The 22,423-nt window shown below is 61.9% G+C and carries 10 protein-coding genes and 1 pseudogene; 10 read left to right on the top strand and 1 reads right to left on the bottom strand.

Annotated elements, in window-relative coordinates; translation table 11 throughout:
• Positions 1–17 precede the first annotated feature (17 nt).
• The 9 genes and pseudogenes from bcsE (at position 18) to bcsC (ending at position 13,814) form a co-directional block, all read left to right on the top strand.
• Positions 18–1,577: a cellulose biosynthesis protein BcsE gene (bcsE, locus tag ACP6KB_RS14670; RefSeq protein WP_442107622.1), complete on the top strand. Its 1,560-nt coding sequence runs from the start codon at positions 18–20 to the stop codon at positions 1,575–1,577.
• Positions 1,574–1,762 carry a cellulose biosynthesis protein BcsF gene (locus ACP6KB_RS14665; RefSeq protein ID WP_442107620.1) on the top strand — a complete coding sequence of 63 codons (189 nt, stop codon included), beginning with the start codon at positions 1,574–1,576 and terminating at the stop codon, positions 1,760–1,762. Before bcsE ends, ACP6KB_RS14665 begins: the two co-directional genes overlap by 4 nt.
• Positions 1,755–3,353 (top strand): annotated as a pseudogene (gene bcsG / locus ACP6KB_RS14660) (cellulose biosynthesis protein BcsG). Before ACP6KB_RS14665 ends, bcsG begins: the two are co-directional and overlap by 8 nt.
• Positions 3,354–3,370: 17 nt before the next feature.
• A complete protein-coding gene (bcsR, locus tag ACP6KB_RS14655) occupies positions 3,371–3,583 on the top strand; it encodes a cellulose biosynthesis protein BcsR (protein ID WP_442107618.1) in 213 nt (70 codons plus the stop codon).
• Positions 3,580–4,272 carry a cellulose biosynthesis protein BcsQ gene (gene bcsQ / locus ACP6KB_RS14650; protein ID WP_442107616.1) on the top strand — a complete coding sequence of 231 codons (693 nt, stop codon included), beginning with the start codon at positions 3,580–3,582 and terminating at the stop codon, positions 4,270–4,272. Before bcsR ends, bcsQ begins: the two co-directional genes overlap by 4 nt.
• The gene (gene bcsA / locus ACP6KB_RS14645; protein WP_442107614.1) at positions 4,269–6,866 is read left to right on the top strand and encodes a UDP-forming cellulose synthase catalytic subunit; all 2,598 of its coding nucleotides are present in this window, start codon (positions 4,269–4,271) and stop codon (positions 6,864–6,866) included. Before bcsQ ends, bcsA begins: the two co-directional genes overlap by 4 nt.
• A complete protein-coding gene (bcsB, locus tag ACP6KB_RS14640; RefSeq protein ID WP_442107612.1) occupies positions 6,863–9,169 on the top strand; it encodes a cellulose biosynthesis cyclic di-GMP-binding regulatory protein BcsB in 2,307 nt (768 codons plus the stop codon). Before bcsA ends, bcsB begins: the two co-directional genes overlap by 4 nt.
• Positions 9,166–10,266: a cellulose synthase complex periplasmic endoglucanase BcsZ gene (gene bcsZ / locus ACP6KB_RS14635; protein WP_442107610.1), complete on the top strand. Its 1,101-nt coding sequence runs from the start codon at positions 9,166–9,168 to the stop codon at positions 10,264–10,266. The genes bcsB and bcsZ overlap by 4 nt, the downstream gene beginning before the upstream one ends.
• The gene (gene bcsC / locus ACP6KB_RS14630) at positions 10,254–13,814 is read left to right on the top strand and encodes a cellulose synthase complex outer membrane protein BcsC (RefSeq protein WP_442107608.1); all 3,561 of its coding nucleotides are present in this window, start codon (positions 10,254–10,256) and stop codon (positions 13,812–13,814) included. Before bcsZ ends, bcsC begins: the two co-directional genes overlap by 13 nt.
• A gap of 56 nt (positions 13,815–13,870) precedes the next feature.
• Here bcsC and ACP6KB_RS14625 read toward each other — a convergent pair whose 3' ends face one another.
• On the bottom strand, positions 13,871–17,218 hold the full coding sequence (locus ACP6KB_RS14625) for an Ig-like domain-containing protein (protein WP_442107606.1): 3,348 nt from the start codon (positions 17,216–17,218) through the stop codon (positions 13,871–13,873).
• Positions 17,219–17,708: 490 nt separating this feature from the next.
• Here ACP6KB_RS14625 and ACP6KB_RS14620 point away from each other — a divergent pair, with 490 nt between their 5' ends.
• Positions 17,709–22,406, top strand: coding sequence for a dermonecrotic toxin domain-containing protein (locus ACP6KB_RS14620; RefSeq protein WP_442107604.1), 4,698 nt, complete (start codon positions 17,709–17,711; stop codon positions 22,404–22,406).
• Positions 22,407–22,423 lie beyond the last annotated feature (17 nt).

Genomic DNA, 22,423 nt, shown 5'->3' with positions numbered 1-22,423 from the left:
GGTTTGAACTGTCATTGATGCCCTCCAGGAGGTGGCCATTGCATGCGTCGACACCGGTATTGCCCGGTCTTCCCGACAGACAAGCGCACATGCGCACAGGGGGTCTGTACTGGCTGGCCTGCGAGTCGCCGGATACTGCCGACCGGTTGTGCACGCAACTGCTGAGCAGCTTGCCAGCCTCAGCGCGGGCCTTGTTGGTGAATGCAGCCGGCGCCTCGCGTGATCTGGTCAAGCAGATTCCCGATGAGCGCGGGCCGGGGCACCTGAGCCTGTTCGACCTGCCAAAAATGTCCACTAAACGCTTGATTCAGGCCGTGCGCCAGGACGTCCCGCGGGTACGCGGTGGTGAAAATGCCTTCTGGCTGATCCGCGTGCCGCACAGCGGCTGGGATGAGCTGGTAGCCGAGTCGCTGGCGCTGTGGTGTTCCCGCGCCCAGGACTGGCTGCGCTCGGTGGGCAGCACACTGCTGGTGGTAGGCGACTCGCCGCCGCCAGCGCTGCTCGATATTCTGCTGCGCCACAACGACAACCTGTCGGGCCTGGCCCAGGTCTACGTCGCTCAGGGCGCGCGGCACCTGCTGGTGCACTTCTGGAGCAACGACGCTGGGGTGAGTGGGCCGCATGATTTTCTACTGCTCGACGAGGGCAGCGGCTTTCGGGTGTCGTCACGCCCTGATGACGACAACCTGGCGCCGACTACCAACGATCAACGCCAGGTGCTGGCGCAAGCCGCGGTGCTCGGTAACGAAGCGCCGCCGACCGCTCAATGGCAGCTGTTTGACGCGCCGGATGCGCTGTTGGAGCGGGCCATGGATGCGCAGGCAGCGACGGTGATCTTCGCCTTGGGTGGCACCGACGACGTCAATTCGCTTGCCACGCGTTTGTACCAACTGCGCAGTCATTGCGGGCGCTCGGTCAAGCTGGTGGTACGCGAGATGCTGCAAGGCATGCGACAGCATGAAGAACAACTGCTGCTGGCCAGCGGCGCCAACCTGATCGTGCCGCAGGGCACACCGTTTCTGCGCTTTCTGACCCTGGTGCGGTCGATCCAGGGGCTGCGCTGGCAGCGCCCGCTGGCTGCCGAACCTTCGAGCCTGCTGGCGCGTCTGCACCCGCTGCAGGTGCGCGGCAGCTTGTCACCGAAGGCCTTTGCCGCAGCGGTAAAAAAGATGAGCGACAACACGGTCGGTACCGAGGTCCGCCACCAGTTGCTGCGCTTGCAGCCATTGCCAACGCTCAATCCAGGCGTGGTGTTGCAGCAATTGCAGCTGCGTCGCTACGGCGATATCGCCTGTGTCGCCGACGGTGTGCCGTACCTGTTCCTGTTTGCCTGCAGCCCTACGCAGGTCGATGCCGCGTTACGCAACGTGTTCCGCTTGCCGTGGCAGCAATTGTTGGCCGGCGTTGAAAGTGTGCTGCCGTCGCAGGTACTGCCCCTGGCGCAGTTTCAGTCCGATGCCGAGGCGCCCGCCGATGCCACGTTGTTGGCCCCGGCAGAGGCAGCGGCAGAGGCCGAGGCGTTTCGGCCGCTGCAACCACGGAAAATTTCTTTGCAATCGCTGGAGTCACGTCAATGACCTATGACGAACTGCTGTGGGTCATCGGCCTGACCGCCTTGCTCACAGCTCCGTTGGCCATCGCCGCATTCGTGCTGGGGCGGCGCTTGCTCACCTGGTTCGAGCGTCGCCTGCCACCGCGCCACCTGATCGCACGCGGTGTACGCATCTGCCATGACGCAGACAAGGAGAGCGCCCATGAGTGAGGCGGTTGCCACTGCACCGGCGCTGAAGTGGCCGGAGCTCGGGCTGTGGAATTTGTACTTTCTCGGCAAGTTTGTGTTGCTGTGGATGGGCCTGCTGGACTTCAATCCACTGCTCAACCTGTTATTCGCCGCTGGCCTGTTGCTGCCGTAGCCCGGGCAATGGCTACCGCGCCTACGCACGATTGTTGCCGTGCCGCTGGGTGCCGCACTGCTGTACAAGGACACCTGGTACCCACCGTTTCGGCGGCTGTTCGAGCAGTCTGAATTGCTGGCCTTTTCCGTTGACTATGTCATCGATCTGCTCGGGCGTTTCGTCAACTGGGATGTGCTCGGCGTGCTCTTCGCCCTGGCCCTGGCCTACCTGTTCATTGCCCCTTGGGTGCGCCTGACCCTGATCAGCGTGGCACTGCTGTTGTGGGTGTACCTGGCCGGTGCCTTGCCTGCGTTTCACGTGTCGACGCAAACGGTTGCGAGCGAGACCAGTGCCGCGCAAGGTGCCGACAGTCCGTTGGCCGAAAGCAAAGCGATTGACGCCTGGCTGGAGCAGTTTTACCGCGAGCAGGCCGGCAAGATGACACGCTTCCCTGAGGCGAATCCCACGGCTGAACCCTTCGACCTGCTGGTGCTCAACGTCTGCTCGCTGGCCTGGGATGACCTGGAAGATGCCGGCATGCGCGACAACGCCTTGTTCCGGCGCATGAACGTGGTGTTCGACCGCTTCAACTCGGCCACCTCCTACAGCGGTCCGGCGGCGATTCGCATGTTGCGCGCCAGCTGTGGTCAGCCGCATCACATCAAGCTGTACGAGCCGGCGAACGAGCAGTGCATGCTCTTCGATAACCTCGCCAAGCTCGGCTACAGCCCGGAGCTGATGCTCAATCACAACGGGCCAATCACCCGTAAATACATGACTTTCCTGGCCGGCCAGCACCTGCCGCCACCGCTGATGAGCAGCGACGAGTTCCCCACCGCGCTGAAGTCGTATGACGGTGCCAACATCGCCCGCGATCGCGACGTGCTGCAGACCTGGTGGGCGCATCGGCTCAAAGAAGACAAACCGGCGGTGTCGTTGTTCTACAACACCATCACCCTGCATGACGGCAACCGCATCACCAATGCCGATGGCAGCACCCGTCGCGCCTCGTTCCAGGAGCGGGCGAAAAACTTCCTCGATGACATCGACCAGTTCATCGACAGGGTCCAGCAAAGCGGCCGCAGGGTAGTGCTGGTGCTGGTGCCCGAGCATGGCGCGGCGGTGCACGGTGACCGCATGCAGATTTCCGGTATGCGCGAGATTCCTTCGCGGTCGATCACCCACGTGCCGGCGGCGATCAAGCTGATCAACATGGGTGAGAACGACCAGCAAGGCCCGCAGCACGTGACCACGCCAGCCAGTTACCTGGCGGTGTCCGAGTTGATCGCGCGGCTGTATGCGCAGCAGGGCGGCCCGCTTGATCTGGCGGCGTTGATTCACGACTTGCCGACCACGGCAGCGGTTTCCGAGAACTCCGATTCTGCCGTCGTTGAATTCCAGGGCAGGCCCTATGTGCGCATCAAAGGGCAAACCCAATGGATGCTCTACCCCGAATGAGCATCACAGGAGGCGATATGACAAGGGACGAGCGTACCCAACAAAGCGATGACATTGCCCAGCTCAAGCAGCGTTTGGGTGATGAGGGCATGGCCTATCAGGACATCAGCCGCGAGGGCGAACTGTTGGCCGCCTGCCGGCGCTGGCCACTGCTGGCCGAAAGCGAGGGCTGGGTAACTGGCGGCGATACTCCGCAGGCGCCAGCCGATCAGCCGGTGCCGCACCTATGACGGTGGTTGCACTGAGTGGGATGCGTGGCGGCGTGGGCACCACCGCGCTGGTCGCGGGCGTGGGCTTTGCGCTGCACAAGCTGCAGCAACGGGTGTTGATGGTCGATCTGCAGCCGCGCAATCTGCTGCGTCTGCACTTCAACCTGGCGTTGGCTTCAACCGATGGCTGGGCCACTGCCGAGCAGAATGCCGAGGGCAGCTGGAGCGAGGCATTGTTCCAGGTCGAAGAGGGCTTATACCTGCTGCCGTTTGGGCAGGTGCAGGCGCCCGGGCGTGCGGTTGAGGGGCAGGCCTGGGCGCAACGTTTGCAGCACTTGCAGGCCCACTTCGACTGGATCGTGCTGGACACTCCGGCGACGTTACCGCAATTGCCGGATGCGGTGATGCGCCTGCGGGTGCTGGAGGCCGATGCGGCCTGTCACGCTCTGCTGAGCCTTGAAGGGGCGGGCGATGACTACCTGCTGGTCAACCGTTTCGACCCGATCAGCCAGTTGCAGCGTGACCTGTTGTTGCTGTGGCGTGAACGTCATCCGCAGTTGATTCCCCAGGTGATTCACCGCGACGAAGCCATGGCCGGTGCCCTGGCCTGGAAGAGCCCGGTGGGGCACTACGCCGCAGATTCCCTGGCCAGCCATGATGTGCGCAGCCTGGCCACCTGGTTGTTGGCGCAGCAGGAGCATCAGGTATGAGTCGCTACCGCGCTTACCGGCAACGCGGTGCCCGGCCGTTTACCGCCCTGGTGCTCAGCGCGGGGGCGTTGCTGGCCTGGGTGTTTCTGCGCCTGGACTCGCCGCAATGGCAGCGCTTGCTGCGTCACTGGCGGCAGTATTACCCGCAACTGGCAAACAAGCGCCCGAGCCTGGGCGATCCTCTGCGGGGGCTGCTGCAAACCCTCTGGTTGATGCTGTTGCGTCCGGCCCGCCCGGCCCGCGGCGCGGACCTCAAGCGCGGGCGCGGCATTCGCTGGCTGCAACGCCTGGGCCGTACCTTGTTCAATCTGCTGCAGCGAGTGCGCCTGCCCCTGGTCGGGCTGATGCGCAGGTTGCCGCGCCTGATTGGCCGCAGTGATGCCCTGGCGCACACCCAGCGGCGCATCAAAGCCAGTGGCTCAGCTGGCGAGCGCCTGTTCTATTGGGTATTGGCCGTGGTGGGGATGGCCATCGCCTTGCTGTGTATCACCTCACCGTTCAACCTCTATGCGCAACTGGTGTTCGTCTTGACCCTGGGCGCAATGGCGATGTTGATGCGCTACATGCCCGGGCGTTTCCCCACCTTGATGATGATCATTCTGTCGATCACCATCTCCTGCCGTTACCTGTGGTGGCGCTACACCTCGACCTTGCATTGGGCCAACGACCTCGACCTGGTACTGGGGATGATCCTGCTGCTGGCCGAGACTTACTCGTGGCTGGTGCTGATCCTGAGCTTTGTGCAAAGCGTGTGGCCGCTGCGCCGCCCGGTGCTGGCGCTGCCAGAAGACCGCAGCCAGTGGCCGACGGTCGACCTGGTGATTCCGACCTACAACGAAGACCTGTCGGTGATACGCACCACAGTGATGGCCGCGCTTGGCCTGGACTGGCCGCAGGACAAACTCAAGGTGTACATCCTCGACGACGGCGCACGTCCTGCGTTCCGCGCGTTTGCCAAAGAAGTGGGAGTAGGCTACATCGACCGCCACGACAACCGTGGCGCCAAGGCGGGCAACCTCAACCATGCGCTGCAACGCCTGAACGGTGATCTGGTGGCGGTGTTCGACTGCGACCACATCCCGGTGCGCGCCTTCCTGCAACTGACCGTCGGCTGGTTCCTCCAGGATCCGAAAATGGCCCTGGTGCAGACCCCGCACCACTTCTTCTCCGCCGACCCGTTCGAGCACAACCTTGGGTCGTTCCGGCGCAAACCCAACGAAGGTGAATTGTTCTACGGCCTGATCCAGGACGGCAATGACCTGTGGAACGCGACGTTCTTCTGCGGCTCCTGCGCGGTGTTGCGCCGCTCAGCTCTGGACGACATTGGCGGCTTCGCCACCCAGACCGTAACGGAAGATGCCCACACTGCCTTGCGCCTGCACCGCGCGGGTTGGAACTCGGCCTATATGCGTATCCCGCTGGCGGCGGGCCTGGCCACTGACAGCCTGGCCGCCCACGTGCGCCAGCGCATTCGCTGGGCGCGCGGTATGGTGCAGATCTTTCGCATGGACAACCCGCTGCTGGGCAAGGGCCTGAGCCTGTTTCAGCGCCTGTGCTATGCCAACGCGATGCTGCACTTTCTCTCGGGCCTGCCGCGGCTGATTTTCCTCACCGCACCGTTGGCGTTCCTGCTGCTACACGCCTATGTGATCTATGCCCCGGCAGTGCTGCTGTTGCTCTATGTATTGCCGCACATGCTGCATGCCAGCCTGGTCAACTCGCGGGTGCAGGGGCCTTATCGGCAAACCTTCTGGGGTGAGGTGTACGAGTCGGTACTGGCCTGGTACATCATGCGTCCGACCCTGGTGGCGCTGTTCTCGCCCAAGCGCGGCAAGTTCGACGTCACCGTCAAAGGCGGGATGAACGAAAGCGATCGGCTCGACTGGCAGATCGCCCGGCCGTATCTGGTGTTGGCCGCCTTCAACTTTGTCGGCCTGGCCTTCGCGGTATGGCGCTTCATGTATGGGCCGAGCAACGAGTACGGCACGGTGATCGTCAGCTCACTGTGGGTGATCTACAACCTGTTGCTCATTGGTTCCGCGCTGGCGGTGGCCGCTGAAGTGCGTCAGGTACGGCGCTTCCAGCGCGTACCGGTGAAGCTGCCTGCGGCTTTGCGCCTGCCAGACGGCCACCTGTACCCGGGCCTGCTCTACGACTACTCCGACAGCGGTGTCGGGATCGAGCTGCAAACCACCCGCACGCTGGCGCCCGATACCGAGGTGCAGTTGCTGCTGGAACGGGCAGGGCGCGAGTTCGTCTTTCCTGGCCGGGTCATGCGCAGCGTTGATCGCCAGATAGGCATCAGCCTGGCGGACCTGAGCGTGCAGCAACGCATCGACTATGTGCAGTGCACCTTTGCCCGTGCGGATAACTGGCTGGGCTGGAGCGACAGCCATGTGCCGGACCGCCCGCTGCGCAGTTTCTTCGACGTGCTGGCGCTCGGTGCCATGGGCTACTACCGGGTCATCGAATACGCCCCGGCCTGGGTGCGCCTGCCGGTCATGCCGTTCATAGGCCTTGCGCGCTGGTTGCTGAGCTTCTTCCCGCGCATGCCGCGTCCCATTCCCACTGACTCAATGAAGAGTACGACATGAAGCGTTCATTCCTGTCTCCCTTGACCCTGCCACTGCTGCTGGCTGCCCTGGGCCTGCCCCTGGCGCAGGCCGCCGAAGAGCAAGCAGCGCCGGCGGCTGCCGCACCCCAGGTGCCGCATTGGTTGCGTGCACAAACCTTCGAAAGCCTTGGCCGTGGCAGTGACAGCCTGCTGATGGGCGTGCGCAACAGCGATCAGATCGAATTCAGTTTGCGCCGCGACCGCTTGGCCAGCAGCGTCGAGCTGGAGCTGAACTTCACCCCGTCGCCGGCCCTGGTGCCGCGCCTGTCGCATCTGCGCGTGTACCTCAACGATGCGCTGATGGGCGTGGTGCCGATCAGTGCCGACGACATTGGCCAGCAGCGCCAGCAACGCATGGCCCTCGATCCGAAACTGGTGCAGGACTTCAACCGGGTGCGCGTGGAGTTTGTCGGTCATTACACCGACATCTGCGAAGACCCGGCGCACAGTTCGTTGTGGCTGAACATCAACCGTAACAGCGTGATCCGCGTCGATGAACAGGCGCTGGTGACCGACAACGACCTGGCGTATTTCCCGCTGCCGTACTTTGATGCGCGCGACACCGACCAACTGAGCATCCCCATGGTGTTTGCCGGCAGCCCTGGGCTGGGCGAGCAGAAGGCGGCGGCGATTCTCGCTTCGTACTTCGGCAGCAAGGCCAAGTGGCGTCTGGCGACCTTCCCGGTGCTCTATAACCAGCTGCCAGCGCAGAGCGCTACGCAGCCGGTGCCGAGTATCGTGTTTGCCACCAACGACCGGCGCCCGGCGTTTCTCGCTGATCTCGAGCAGTTTCCACCCGTAGACGGGCCGGTGATTCAGCAGATCACCCACCCGGACAACCGCTACAGCAAGGTGTTGCTGGTGCTGGGGCGTAATGAAGAGGATCTGGTCAAGGCCGCCTCGGCGCTGGCGGTCGGCACCGACCTGTTCCGCGGTTCGCGGGTGGCGGTGCAGTCGGTCGAGGCGCTGAAGCCGCGCGAACCGTACGATGCGCCGAACTGGGTCCGCACCGATCGCCCGGTGCGCTTTGCCGAATTGCTCGACTACCCGGGGCAACTGCAGGTCAACGGCCTGCGGCCACAACCGATTGAGCTGAGCCTGAACCTGCCGCCTGACCTGTTCGTCTGGCGTAACCAAGGGGTCGCGGTGCAGACCCTGTACCGCTACACGCCGCCAGTGGTCACCGATGAGTCACGCCTGACCATCCGCCTCAACGATCACTTTGTCGGCAGCATTCCATTGCCGGGTTCCGATGGCATGGGTGCTGCGCTGCAGGCTTTGCGCAGTCAGGTGTTCTCGGCCGACAGCTCGACGCTGTCCGACAAGACGTTGGTGCCGGCGGCGAAAGTCGAAGACCGCAACAAACTGCGCTACGACTTCAGCTTTGCCAGCAAGGTCGGCAACGCCCAGAACGGCCAATGCCAGACTTTCCTGCCAGCCGACGTGCAGGCGGCTATCGATGAGAACTCGACCATCGATCTGTCGGGCTACTACCACTACATCGCCATGCCGGACCTGCGTGCGTTTGCCCGCAGTGCGTTCCCGTTCAGCCGCATGGCCGATCTGTCGCAGACCCTGCTGCTGATGCCGGGCACAGCCAACGAGTTGCAAGTAGGTACCATGCTTGACCTGGTCGCCGGCATGGCCTCGCGCATCGGCTACCCGGCAGTCGGCCTGAACATTACCAACGACTGGGCTGCAGCGGCCAAGGCCGATGCCGACCTGCTGGTGCTCGGGCCGCTGCCAGACGACTTGCGTGGTGCGAGCGGTCGTGAGTTGAACCTGCTGCTCGACCGCTCCCGTGATTGGCTGCGCCAGGCCCGCTCGCCGTGGCCGCTGGATGCCAGTAGCGCACAACGCTTGCGTGACGGTGTGCGCAACACACCTGCCAGCCAGGTTGACGTGGTGGCGCGGGCACCGATTGCGGCGATCACCGGCATGCAGTCACCGTTTCACAAGCAACGCAGCATTGTTGCGCTGCTGGCCACCGACAACGCCGACTACGCGCTGTTGCGTCAGGCCCTGACCGACCCGGGCAAACTCAATGATCACATTGGCGGATCGATCAGCCTGATCCGCAGCAGCGGTGTGAGCAGCCACTACGTCGGCGACACGTATTTCGTTGGCCGTCTGCCGTGGTGGATGCTGCTCTGGGTGAAACTCTCCTTCCACCCGGTGCTGTTGGCCCTGGGCGCCGTGCTGAGCATTGTCTTGCTGGGTGTGGTTGCCTGGCGTCTGCTGGCCTGGGTAGCCCGTCGTCGCTTGGCTGAGGGCAAGGAATGACCGCGGGCAAGTGGCTGCTGGGCAGTGCGCTGTGGCTGTTCGCCTCGATGGCCACGGCGGGCTGCTGGCCGGCCTGGGAGCAGTTCAAGACTGACCTGATCAGTGCGGACGGGCGGGTGATCGACCCGGCCCAAGGGCGCATCAGCACCTCGGAAGGGCAGACCTACGGGCTGTTCTTCGCCCTGGTGGCCAATGATCGCGAAAGTTTTCAGCACCTGCTCAACTGGACCGAAAACAACCTCGCTGGCGGTAACCTGAGCAAACAGCTACCGGCGTGGAAGTGGGGCCAGGATGAACACGGCAAATGGCGGATACTCGACAGCAACAACGCCAGTGATGCCGATCTGTGGCTGGCCTACAGCCTGCTCGAAGCAGGGCGCTTGTGGGCGGTGGCCGAGTACCGCGAATTGGCGATTGAGGTGCTCTGGCGGGTGGCGGCCCAGACCTTGCGGCCGCTGCCGGGCGTCGGCGTCATGTTGCTGCCCGGCGACCGCGGGTTTGTCACCGCGCAAGGTACGCGGTTGAACACCAGCTACCTGCCGCCGCAGGTGCTGGAGCGCTTTACCGAACTGGCGCCACTGTGGGATGAGTTGGCGCGCAACAGCCGCAAACTGTTGCTCGACAGCGCGCCCAAGGGCCTGGCGCCTGACTGGCTCGCCGTCACCGACAACGGCACCTTGCGCCATGACCCGGTCAACGGCGCCAAGGGCAGCTACGATGCCATCCGCGTGTACCTGTGGCTGGGCATGCTCGACCCCTCGGCGCCCGAGCGCAATGCCTTGCTTGAACGCTACCGGCCCATGGTCGAGTTGACGCGCAAACAGGGTGTGCCGCCGGAAACCGTCAATGTCGAGTCTGGCGCGGGCACCGGCCAGGGCCCGGTGGGTTTCTCCGCAGCCATGTTGCCGCTACTGGCGGCGCTCAAAGAACACAGCGCTCTGCAGCAACAACGTCAGCGCCTGGTCCAGACGCCAGCCAGCGGTTACTACAACCGGGTGCTGAGCCTGTTTGGCCAGGGCTGGGATGAGCATCGCTATCGTTTTGACGGTAAAGGAAGATTGGTACCAGGCTGGGAAACTGCGCAATGCGAAAACTGACCACCTTGCTGTGCCTGGGAGCACTGCCCATGACCTTGCTGGCTCAGCCAGCAGACCGTAGCGAGCAGCGCGAATGGCTGATGCAGCAGATTCGGCTGGGGGAGGCGACCCATCGCGAAAGCCTGGTGGAAGATTCGCTGGCGCGCCTGCGCTTGCTGGAGCCAAACAACCTCGATGCGCTCACCGCGTCGATCCGTCAGGCTGTACGCACCCGCGAGCTTGATCGCGCCCGGCAGCTGTACAGCGACCTGCAGCGCCTGGCGCCCGGCAGCCCGCAAGATCGGCAAATGGCCCGGTTGCTGGAAATGAGCAGCGGGGAGGGCGAGCAAACCCTGCAGCAGATCCGTTTGCTGGCCACGGCCGGGCGCTTCCAGGAAGCCTTGACCCGCTACGAAGCGGCGTTCGGCAAGGGCGCGCCACCGAGCCTGGAACTGGCACTGGAGTACTGGCGCATCCGCAGTCGCCTGCCCGAGCAGTTACCGACCACCCTCGAGCACCTCTACGCCCTCGACAAACAGTATCCCGGCAGCCCTGAGTTGCAGCAGTTTCTCGCCGAGCAATTGTTTCGCGCCAAGCGCAATGACGAGGCACTGCTGGTGGTCAGGCGCATGGCCGACGAAAGTCAGTCGCGCAGCCTTGCTGCTGGCCTTGAATACGCCTACCTGAGCAAACAGCCGATCAGCGATGCCAGCGTGCGCGATTGGCAGGCGTTTCTGCAGCGCTATCCAGGAGACAGCCACCAGGCGCAGGTGCAGGAGTTGCTGGCCGACCAGCTCAAACTGACTGGCGACCCGGCCTGGCGCGCCGGCCAGCAGGGCATTCGCATGCTGGTGGAGAAACGCTCACCGGCGCAGGCCGAACGCAACTTGCGTAAAGCCCTGGCCGCCTATCCCAAAGACGCCACGCTCAAGGGTTACCTGGGCCTGGCCCTGGCGCGGCAAGGGCGGCGGCAGGAAGCAGTCGACTGGCTCAAGCAAGCGGTCGCTGAAGAGCAAGACACCTACATCCTCAGCAAATGGCACGAACTGCTGGCCTCCACCGAATACTGGCTGTTGATGCAGCGTGGCCGTCAGGCCTTGCAGGCGCGTCAGTACGCTGCTGCTGAACAGGTGTACCAGGAAGCGGCCAAACGCGATCCGAAAGAGCCGTTGGCGCAGATCGGTCTGGGCAACGTGGCCATGGCGCGCAAGCAACTGCCGCAGGCGGAGCAGTACTATTTGCAGGCCGCGCGCCTGCAACCGGGCAACGAAAACACCGTGCGCGCGTTGTCACGCTTGTATCAGGCGCAGTCCCCGGCGCGCTATTCACGCTATGTCGCCAGCTTGCCTGCCAAGCAACGGCAATGGGCGGCGGCGCCTGCCACCGGCGCGTCTGGCGGCACGGGGTCGCAGGTGGAGTTGCTGCGCAACCAGGCCCGTCAGGCGCTGGCGCGTGAAGACTGGCCAGAGGCCGAACGCCAGCTGACCCAGGCCCGGCAGCTCGCCGCCAATGACCCTTGGCTGGCTGCCGATCTGGCGCGTGCCTTGCGCATGCAGGGCAAGGGCCAACAGGCCGATGCGGTGTTCGCCGACCTGCTGTCGCGCCAGGGGCGAGATCCGACCGCGCGTTTCGCCCACGCTCTGTACCTGGAGGCGGACGGTCGCAGCCAGGCCGGGCTGGACAGCCTGGCACAGGTGCCGAGCAATCAATGGAATGAAGGCATGCAGGGGTTGCAGCAGCGCTTACAGCGTCAGGTGACGCTGGATCGCTCCCGCGCACTTGCCGACAGCGGTGACGTCGCCGGGGCAATGGCGCTGCTCGAAGGGCAGTTGAGCACTGCCCAGCCGGTTGCGCAGCACGTCGGCGACTTGCAACAGTTGGCCGGATGGGCGCGGCAGTCGGGTAACCTGAGCGCCGCCGAGGGCTACTACAGCCGCATCCTGGCCCTGCAACCGGACAACCCGGCAGCGCGTCTGGGGCACGTTGAGGTGTTGGTTGAGCGGGGCGACACCGACGCCGCACGGCAGCAACTGCCAGCACTTGAAGCGCAGATCCCGGCCGACAACATTGACCAGCGCCGCCGTCTGGGCAACGCCTGGGCGGCAGTCGGCGATACCGACAGGGCGCGGGTGGTGCTGGCAGACGTGGCACGGCGCAAGACCACCCCCGATGCCTTGTTGTACCGCGATCTGGCGCGCATGCTGCCACCGCAACAGGCCGAGCAGGCGCTGGACTACTATGCGCTGGCCATGCGCGATGCGCAGTTGTTGAGCGCTGAACAGGCCAGCCCACGGGACAATTTCGCCCTGACCCGCGCCAGCCGGGCCAAGGACGAAGATGACTGGTTGCTGCAAAGCCTGCGCCGTGACGTTGACCAGCGCTATCAGCGCAACAGCCCGACGGTGACCGTGCAGCAGGATTATGGCTGGCGCGATAACGACGGTGCCAAAGGCATCTCCGACCTGACCACTTCGACCACCATGGTGCATGCACAGATGCCGGTTGGCGATGGCCTGGGCTTTGCCCGTGTCGAGCAGGTGGGGCTGCGGGCAGCGAGTTTCGACACCGACGCCAATGACCAGCACCATGAAGCCTTCGGCACTTGCTCGTTCCGTGGTCGCAACGCTGCTGGCGCGATTCCCAGCGGTTGCCCGGGCAGCAAAGAAACGGCCGATGGCACGACCTTGGCGCTCGGCTGGCAGGGCGATGGTATCAGTGCCGACCTCGGCACCTCGCCAATGGGTTTTGAGGTGCAGAACCTGTTGGGCGGCGTCACCTTCGATGGCAAAACCCATGGCGTTGGCTGGTCGCTCACCGGCTCACGGCGGCCGATGAACAACTCGTTGCTGTCGTACGCCGGGGCCAAAGACCCGCGTACCGACATCAGTTGGGGCGGGGTGACCGCTACCGGGCTGACCCTTGGCCTGAGCCATGACCGTGGCCTCGACGATGGCCTGTGGGCGAGCCTGGGCTACCACTGGTTGCAAGGAAAAAACGTCGAAGACAACAAACGCTGGCGGGTCATGGGCGGGTACTACTACCGTTTGATCAACCGCGTCGACGAAGAGCTGCGCATCGGTGCCACGGCCATGACCTGGCACTACGACCGCAACCTCAGTGGCTACACCCTCGGCCAGGGCGGTTACTACAGCCCGCAGCGCTACCTGTCGTTCGGTGTGCCAGTCAGCTATGCCTGGCGCAACCCGGACTGGTCGGTTTATCTCGAAGGTTCGCTGGGTTATTCCTGGGCACGCAGCGATGATGAGCGGGCGTTTCCGCTGTCGTCGGTCAACGATGACATCGTCAAGCAGTATGGCCCGCTGCTGAGCAGCAACATCGATGAAGTACGCCGCGGGGATGACAACAAAGGCCTGGGCTACCTGGCCCAGGCCCTGGTCGAGCGGCGTCTGGATGATCATTGGGTGCTGGGTGGCGGTTTCACCTTGCAGCGCAGCGAAGACTACTCACCGAACCGTGCGTTGCTCTACCTGCGCTACAGCTTTGATCCGTGGCAAGGCAACCTGCCATTGCCGGTCAACCCGCTCAAGCCCTATGCCGAGTTCCGCTGAACAGCCCCGCTCCTACTGGCCTGTAGGAGCGGGCTTGCCCCGCGATCCGCAATGCCCTAGCGAACCCCCACCGGCGCAGTCACTTTCGTCCCGAGCGACGAGCTGACGGTCACCGTCGGGCTCGCTGTCGGGGCGTTGCCGGTGGTGGTGACCGAGACTCGCCAGCGTGCTCCACTGCCAGTCGGGCTTAACGTAGCGCTACCGAGGCTCACCGGCCCGCCGGTGGTCGAGGCCGTCACGCTGATCGTATTGCCCGCCGCTTGTGACGTTGTACCGGCCAGGTCCCAGGTGTAGCGGTTGTTGCTGCGCGCGGTCACCGTTGCGCTGCTGACCACCAGTTCTTCATTGACCGCCGCGGCACTGACCGCCACCGACACCGTGGCCGGCTTCTCCGAGACCGCATCCTTGGCGTCACTGGCGTTGTAGGTGAAGGTCGCAGTAAACGGCGCCGGGACGCTGGGCGGTGGCGTGTAGGTGACGCGCACGCCATCGGTGCTGGTGGTTCCCTGGCCGGAGTCCGGCTGGGTCAGGTCCACGACCTTGAGCGGCAGGTTACCGTCGGGGTCGGTGTCGTTGGCCAGTACATTAATGACCAGCGGCTGACCGTTGTTGCTGACGGCACTGTCGGGGTTGGCCAGCGGTTTTTTGTTATCGCCCTGGTTGTCATCAACCCGATCACCGGTGCGGAACGTTGGCAACGCGGCAGAGTTGACGTAGGTAACACCGTCCCAGCCCGGCAACGGGGTTGGCATCAACTGAAACTGCCCCGGATGTTCGACATCCCAACGCAGCAGCATCGAGGTGTCTTCGTGCTGGGTGTTGTGGCAATGCTCCATGTAGGTCCCGGCAAATTCCCGGAAGCGAATCGCCATTTCCACATCAACGGAACTGTCGATGCCTTCACCGATGCGGTAGACGTCCTTGCGTGCCCACTTTTCCCATTCCGGTGGCGCCTTGCCGTCGCGGTTGAGGATGATGCCTTCTTCGAAGTGCACATGCACAGGGTGGTTCCAGCCGTTGCCACCGTTTTTGATATTCCACACCTCCAGCGTGCCTTCACCGGCAAACCCGGCATCGGTCGGGCCGTTGGCCAATTGCGGGGCCGCGCTGATACGTCGCGGGTCCATGTTGTAGCCTACGCCACCGTCGGTCTTGATTGTCCATGGCGCCTCGTCGGTGCCATCGGAACGACCGAAAATGTATTCGCGATGCCGTGCCACCTTGAGCTTGGCCTGCACCGCAGGGTCGTCACGGTCCAGCGTCAGGGGGATCATCGTTTTACCCGCTGGCTTGCCCGGTTTTGCTGGCTCGTAGTCGGCCGGGTTCATGCTCAGGTCTTGCCCGGTGTAAGGCTGCACCAGCAGTTGCATGAACTTACCCACCGCCGGATCCCCCTTGTCCCACTGCGGGCCTTTGCTGGTCTGCTTGATCACCGCTTTGTACTTCTCCGACAGCACATCCGCCAGGCTCAGAGGGTTTTTCTCCGGGCCTTTGCCGGTTTTGTGTTCCATCAGGTTGACGAAATACAGCTTGTCGCCAACTTTGATCCCGTTCTTGGCGAAGTTGACGATGATGTCAAAGCGTTCGGCGATGCCTTGGGTCGGCAGGATGGCGTTGTGATTCTGCCGGTCGCCATCGCCGTCCAGGTCGATACTGCCGTCGAACGGCACCGTGTGCTCCATCAAGTTGCCGTCGTTGGCGATCAGGTGGAATGGCACGCGCGTGTAAGACACACCTGAGCCCGATGGGCCGGGAAACTCGCCGCCGTTGCCGCTGATTTCACGCACCAGGGCCAGCCTGAAGTAGCGCGACACCGAACCATTGAGGATGCGAAAGCGATAGCTGCGCGCGCGCACTTTCAAGCGTGGCTGATACTGCCAGTTGACCAGGATCTGGTCGCCAAGAAAGCCGTCGGTGTTGAACGGGTTGAACCACAACTGGCCGTTTTCGTCCCAGGCCTTGTCGGCGATGACCAGGTTCACGTCGTAGTCGCGGTTGCCCCAAGGCAATGCCGAGCCGCTGGGCAGGCGCAGGTTGACGCCATCGTCGAGGGCTTCGTTGCCGCGATCCAGGGCGCTGTAGTAGTTCATCATCACCGCATTGCCTTTGTAGACGTTCTGCGCGGTGAAATCGAGCATGTGGTCGTGGAACCAGTGGGTGCTCATGGTTTCGCGCCAGTCGCCGCGAATTTTGATGCTGCCATTGTCACAGGTCTTCAGGCCCGGGCTCTTGTCGTTGACGAAGAGTGTTTCGCCCGGTGCGCAGGGGAACGCCGCACGCGGGTCATGGGCGTCGGTGTTGATGGTGTCATAGCCGGCCAGTTGCAGTGGCCAGCGGTAATCGTAGTACTGCCCTGGAAAGAAAAACGCATTGGTGTAGCCATCACTCTCGGCAGGCGAGTGACCGTTGTGCTCGTGGGTACTGATGGTGTGCAGGCCGAATCCGGCGTTGGCTGACGGGTCGATCGGCAACGCGTTGTAGTGGCGCATCAGCAACGGCTGACCGTAGCGGGCCATCAACAGTTTTGGTGGAAAGGTGCCGTCGAAGGTCCACAGCGAATTGTGATTTTGCAGTGGCATGTTGGGGTGAAAGCGCGTGTCGATACCGCGGGTGGTGCCGGTGGTGGTCGGGATGTCCGAGGTCTGGTAATAGAGCCCGCCCGGGCCGAACTCGCCGACTGCGTATTTGTGCAGTTGCCCGCGGTCACGCAAGCCAAGGTTCAGCCGCGCGCCGGTTTGCGCGGTTTTGAAATCGACCTGAGGGAAGAACTCGTTCCAGCGTTGGTGCGACCAGCCTTTTCCTGGTGGCCGGCCTTCGGCGGGCGACCCCACCGGCTGACGGTTGAGGAAGAACTCGATTTGCGCTTTCCAGGGGTTGCGATCCAGTACATTGGAAAACTCAGACGGGAATGGATACAAGCCGGGTTGGCGCATGAACGCGTCCAGGGCCGCGTTTGACGGCGCACTGCGGGCAACGCTGTTCGGGTCCTGTTGCGGCGCAGGGCCGACGGTGGGGACCGGAAAGGTTAGGGGTGGCACTGGCAGGGTCGGATCGAGCTTTTCCGTGCCGAACTCTTCGAACAGTAACAATTGTTGGGTGTAGGGCAGGGCGCCGAACAGCGGGCTGGGCTTGCCATTGGTGGGGAAGTTGAACGAGGTCTGCGCGGCCGGCGGCAGCACGTTGTCGGCCCGTGGTGTATTGCGGTCGCCGAACACCCCATTGGGCAGCGCCAGTGCGCCTTGATTGGCCTCTGGCAAGGTTTTCAACGCTTCAAGCGCGGCCTTGGGATCGTCGGGTGGGTTGTTGAACGCCGAAGGGTCGGTCGCCGGCGGTGGGCCGAAATCGTCGAGTGGGGCGGCATTGACGGAGTTAAGGCTGGAGGCAATTAACAGAATGGAGGCCATGCCCGGCCCCCACAAGTGGTTTCGTGAAGCGACCCCTCGTGTAACGTTTTTCATTACTTTCCCCTCGCGTCATGCCGAAACGGCGAAACCTGCCGACCCGGTAGGGGCGGCAGCTGCTGCGTTGAAGGGGCAGAAGCAACTGCTGGGCCATGTGCCAGCAGGAAAATAAAAGCTGAGGATTATTAATGGGATGTTTCTAATTGTTTCTGAGGCGGAAAAGTGGGGAGTGGGGGATTTCCGCTGTCTACCCCCAATACTGGTGACAGATCCCCGGTGGACCACCTGTAGGAGCGGGCTTGCCCCGCGAAAGCGGTGTGCCAGGCAGTTCGCTATCGCGGGGCAAGCCCGCTCCCACACTGGATGATAAAGACAGTTGCCACCCACCCAGGCCGATTTTTCTCAGAATGTGTTGGCCAGCAATATGTACCGTCGCTGTCCGTGTGCAGCTGGATAGCGTGAGCCCTTACCCTCAGTCAGGAGCCTCACGTTCATGAACAGCCAAGTCACCCCACCTCCCGCCAAGGACTTCAAACGCGCCGTGGCGTTGCAGTTCGCCAGCCGTCCTACCCTACGCAAGCTGGTCGGGCAGAAAGTGCTGCAGTTTTTTGTCGAGCGTCATCCCAATCTTGCCACCGTGCATCCGCCACTCAACGACGCCGAGCTTCTGCACTTGATGGTGCCCACGGCTCAATATACTTTCACGCCAGTATCGCTGATGGACCGCGTCATGCAGGCCGTGCTGGATGGAAAGCCGTTGAGTCTGGAGAAAATCCACGACCAGCTTTACGGCCTGAGTTTTCCTGAACCTTACCGCTTCAAGGGCAGCGATGGCTTTGAGTACATTGAGTTGCCAGACACCACGCAGGCATTCAATGACCTGCTGCAGGAGCTGCCATTCCACTTCCAGCAGGCCCAGGTTGAATACTGGCAAGGCAACTCCAGTTCAGGTGTCAGCCGCGATCGCTGGCTGCAGCAAACCCTGAAAGCGGCACTGTTGCAGAACCTGCCACTGCACGACCTGGATGCCCAACAAAGAGCCTGTGTGTATGGGCTGCTCAAGGGCGGCCGAGAGCGCCCCACTGTGTTTGTCGTGGAGGTGCAGCTCGAGGCCGAGGGGCAAAGCCATTCGCGCCTGCTGCCAAACTTGCTGCTGCACGGTGAGTGGGATGAGCGCACGGTAGTGTTGTGGTGTTCACCGTCGAGCGTGGTGAAGTGCTTTGACTCGTTCGATGATTTTGCCCAGGCCCTGTGCGAGGAAATGGGCAGCCAGTATCGGTTCGATTCGATGCGCTGGAATCGCTATGAGCTGGAAGGGGATGCGTTCGCTCAGCAAACCGCGTTGTTGCTTAACGGCATGCTTGAGGCAATGCAGCAACTGCGTCTCTCGCAAGTGGCCGATGTCCAGGCCATGGAGCAGCTGTATGCGGCGCTCACCGACCCGTCGCAATGGTTCATCGAAGGGTATACCCACGTCAGTACTGCCAAGATTATCCTGCCACCGGGTTTGAGAAGTGCTTCGGCGGCGGACAGCTTCGCCTATCAACGCGCGCTGTTTGAACTGGCCTTGGCGCAGGCCGAGTTCAACGATGCCGAGATGCCCGAAGAAATTCTCGACCTGCATAGCTATGCCAGTCAACGCCTGAGAGCGCAGTTGCTGGCCGAGCACCCGGTGGATGCCAACTACTTCCCTGACGATCTGATCCTGACATTCTGGTACGCCGAGGCGAATCCAGGTGGGGCAGGCGCCGGTGTTGGCGGCGGCATGCTGGAAACCAAGCGCATGACCTTGACCGAGTTTGCCATTGGCAATCTCAGCTCGCTCAAAGGCGCAGTATTGCACTCGATCGAGCATCGCACTGGCCAACTGATCATGGAGTGGATGAACCACGACTATGTGATGAAGCTGATCGAACAGGTCGACATCGGCGCAAACTATCCGAGATACGTGGCCGACAAACTGGACGACCCGCTGACGCGTGAGCAGCGGGTCAGCAACTTTTCGCGGGAATGGCGCTGTTCGTTGATGTTCAGTGCACTGAGTGCGAAGTTGGCCGGAACCCTGAGCGATGCGGGCTTGCAGTGCGCCGTTGATTACTGCCATGGCAACATAGACCCGCAGGTGCCGGCCATTATGATGATGCCGCTGGCATTCAAGCGTGAACCCTCAGACAGCCAATCTGATTTGGTCAGCGTCATGTACGTGTTTTATTCGGTGCAGCCGGCGTTGGTGTTGTTGTACAGGCCGTTGTACAGCAGCAGTACCCTGATGGAATTCGCTTCGCTTGAGGCGTTGATGGAGGCGATAGCGGAGGCAGGGCCACTACAGGACAGTGTCCTTGAGTGGCTGCAGCCAGAGGCTCGCCCTGTGTATGAGTACGGTGGTTTTCATGAACCGCATCTGGGGCGACCGATCATTGACAGCTCGATTCAGCCGGAGCCGGTCAAGCCAATCAGCTTGGCGACGCAGTTCTGGCGCCTGGACGTCGATGCCAAGCTGTATAAAGCCAATCGTAATTTCCTGGTCGAGTTGGCCGATCGCCAGTCTGTTTCCAATGCCGAGAGTCGTTGGGCGGTGGTGGTTCAAGGTGCCTGGTTGTTGTTCAACGTGACTACCCTGGTTCTGAGCGGGCCGGTGGCGGGCGTCGTTTGGCTGGTGCAGGCGATTCAGGGATTGAAGGGTGACAACGCGGCCCTGGAGCATGGCAGCCAATCCGACAAGATAGCCGCTGTGATCGATATCGTTATGAACTTCGCTATGGCCCTGTTCCATCTGAGTCTTCCCCGTGTGGAGCCGCCAGTGGTCAGCCGCTTGCCCGGTGCTGCATTGTTTAACGGCGCTGCGCCGCAAAGTCCTGGGTTCGAAATCAGCAACCTGGTGCCGGAACAAGGAAAGCTAGGCCTGGCGGGTTCGTTGGCCACGCGTCAAGACCTGCCGCTGGACTTCTCCTGGCGCAACGGGCATGGGCTCAACAGCCTGCCGGAGCAGCAACGCCAAGCGCTGTCCGGCATGCGTTCGGGCGTTTCTTTGAACGGCTTGCAGGCGCTCACGTCCGGGGAGGCCCGTGGCTTGTATGAAGTTGATGGTCATCACTATGCGAAGCTGGCCAGTGACATCTATCGCGTAGAGCTATCGGCGCAAGGTATACGGGTGATTGGCGCTGAAGGCGAACAGGGACCCTGGTTGCGCCGGGAGGACGGGCAATGGCACATCGACGCCGGATTGCGCTTGCTCGGTGGTGGGCCGAAACGGCGATCGGACCAGGCCAGAGAAGCGAACATCAAAGCGTTTGCTGAGCTGAACGCACAGAATGTGACCATGATTGGCGAGCGAAACCGTATTGCTGATGGTTTCGAACTGAGTAAAAGCGTGCGTATCAGTCGAGTAAAGCACGTTGAAAATCTAAAAGCGCAGCGGGGAAAAGTTCCAGACACTGCGGCCGGTGCCAGCTTGATTCTGGCGTTCGACCGAAAGATTGCTGCCGCTCAGGCAGATCTCACGGCTGCCGAGTACCAGGTCTTGGAAGACTGTAAAGAGTTGATAAAGATAACCCTGAAGCTCGATCGGGGACTGACCGAGATGGTTCAGCTGAAGTACGCGCGGCACGAGTTGTTCAGCTTTGCGAAAATACAGCGCAGTTCGCTTCGTCAAGAGTTGATAGAGGATTGTGTAGCCCTTTACAACGATGAGGCCTACCACATTAATTCCCTCGGTGTGAATCCGCTGCTCGATGAGATGGTTGCTCGGCCAATCACTGACCAAGAAATCAGGCATTACGACTTCGTCAACTCATTGGTTGAGAAGGTTGTGGCGCTGAGGTCTGATATTGTTTGGGTATCGAAGCAACTGGACTGGCTATTGGTTGACACGATAAAAGATAACGACATCGTTTTTACCCCGAAACCAGGACAGCCGAAAAGAAGCAAGTCAGCGCAGTTGACAGACTACATTGCGCAGCGCCGACTCACTCATAACGACTTGCAATTGGGCCTGCTCGAAGATCTGGCCGAACTGTGTATCAATCGCAAAGCCGAAGTTGATGAAGAAGTTTTGCTGCAGTACCACAAAAAGTTGTGGAGCGCAGAACTGGACAGTTCGGGCACCGCTCATGGTCAGTTGGCAGCGCTGGAGTTGCCGGTAGCAGACCGGATCAGCGTCTTGACCAGCACACTGAAAGTTTATGAAGCCTTCCAGGGTAACGCGATGTACCTGAGTGAGACAGGTGGTGCGGCTATTAGAGTTGAGCCACTGAAACAGTACCAGGACACCCTGAATACGTTAATTGCGTCGGCAGAGGATGATCTTGCTCAGGCGATACGTGAGTCGGAGTTTTCTGATCCTGTTGTACCTAAACCTCATGTGTATTCGCGCCGAACGGGTAAGCATCGGGTTGTTAAAACCAGTAAGGGACGTAGCGTTATCGCCGAAGAGGTGGAGGTTGATGGCGTTAGTGTTGTGCAGCAGAAGGACTCCAGCGGCAAAAAGGTGCTGAAGACGTTCAACGAGGAGGGGGTTGAACAGGTCGAGGAGCCTGCGGTTGAAGTCCAGCCAGCCCCTGACTCCAGGGATGTGGGCGCCGCAAGAGCGAGTGCTCGCGCCGCACTTGGCCAGGTAGAATCCATTCTCAAATTGGCCAAGCAGTACATCGGGAACAATGAGCCGATTGGCATGCAATCGGTTATCGAAGGACACGTTGAACAACTCAAGGAAGCAAGTACAGCCTTGGAAAGTGCCGGCATCGCCAGTGAGTTCGACACGCAGTTAAGCGATGCCATCAAACGCCTGGGCGACACCCAAACGGATCTATTGAGCAGTTACCACCTGACCACCAGTCATCCTACGGCGGCCAGTCTTCGGTTTCTGTTCAAAGAAAACAAAATAGCCATTAAGCATACCGTCAGCCGAAAAGAGCTTGCGGCCAACGATTATCTGGATGTCTATGAGATCCGGCGTGTGCCGTCACGCCATAACGAGCAGGGCAGGGTCATTTGGGAGGCGCATTTCCACTATAAAGATGCAATGGTTCCGGCACGGCAGTTTGTCAAAGGACATCTCAAAATCTGGTCACAGCGCTTGATAGGTCGAAAAATCCAGATGGAAGCGGCGCGCGGCAGTTCACGTGAGTTATTGGCGGTGTACCGAGGAAACCTGGCGTTGGCTGATGTTGAAGGGATAATACCTTTCACCTGAGTTGTCGGGGCTGTCGC

Origin of the sequence: Pseudomonas sp. NUPR-001 (assembly GCF_052147955.1) — a bacterium.
Taxonomy (GTDB): Bacteria; Pseudomonadota; Gammaproteobacteria; order Pseudomonadales; family Pseudomonadaceae; genus Aquipseudomonas.
This window is presented reverse-complemented; position numbering and strand designations above follow the sequence as displayed.

Coding starts and splice junctions, on each gene's coding strand:
- ACP6KB_RS14665 (WP_442107620.1), top strand. CDS start 1,574: ATGACCTATGACGAACTGCTGTGGGTCATCGGCCTGACCGCCTTGCTC.
- ACP6KB_RS14625 (WP_442107606.1), bottom strand. CDS start 17,218: ATGGCCTCCATTCTGTTAATTGCCTCCAGCCTTAACTCCGTCAATGCC.
- bcsE (WP_442107622.1), top strand. CDS start 18: ATGCCCTCCAGGAGGTGGCCATTGCATGCGTCGACACCGGTATTGCCC.
- bcsC (WP_442107608.1), top strand. CDS start 10,254: ATGCGAAAACTGACCACCTTGCTGTGCCTGGGAGCACTGCCCATGACC.
- bcsB (WP_442107612.1), top strand. CDS start 6,863: ATGAAGCGTTCATTCCTGTCTCCCTTGACCCTGCCACTGCTGCTGGCT.
- bcsR (WP_442107618.1), top strand. CDS start 3,371: ATGACAAGGGACGAGCGTACCCAACAAAGCGATGACATTGCCCAGCTC.
- bcsZ (WP_442107610.1), top strand. CDS start 9,166: ATGACCGCGGGCAAGTGGCTGCTGGGCAGTGCGCTGTGGCTGTTCGCC.
- bcsA (WP_442107614.1), top strand. CDS start 4,269: ATGAGTCGCTACCGCGCTTACCGGCAACGCGGTGCCCGGCCGTTTACC.
- bcsQ (WP_442107616.1), top strand. CDS start 3,580: ATGACGGTGGTTGCACTGAGTGGGATGCGTGGCGGCGTGGGCACCACC.
- ACP6KB_RS14620 (WP_442107604.1), top strand. CDS start 17,709: ATGAACAGCCAAGTCACCCCACCTCCCGCCAAGGACTTCAAACGCGCC.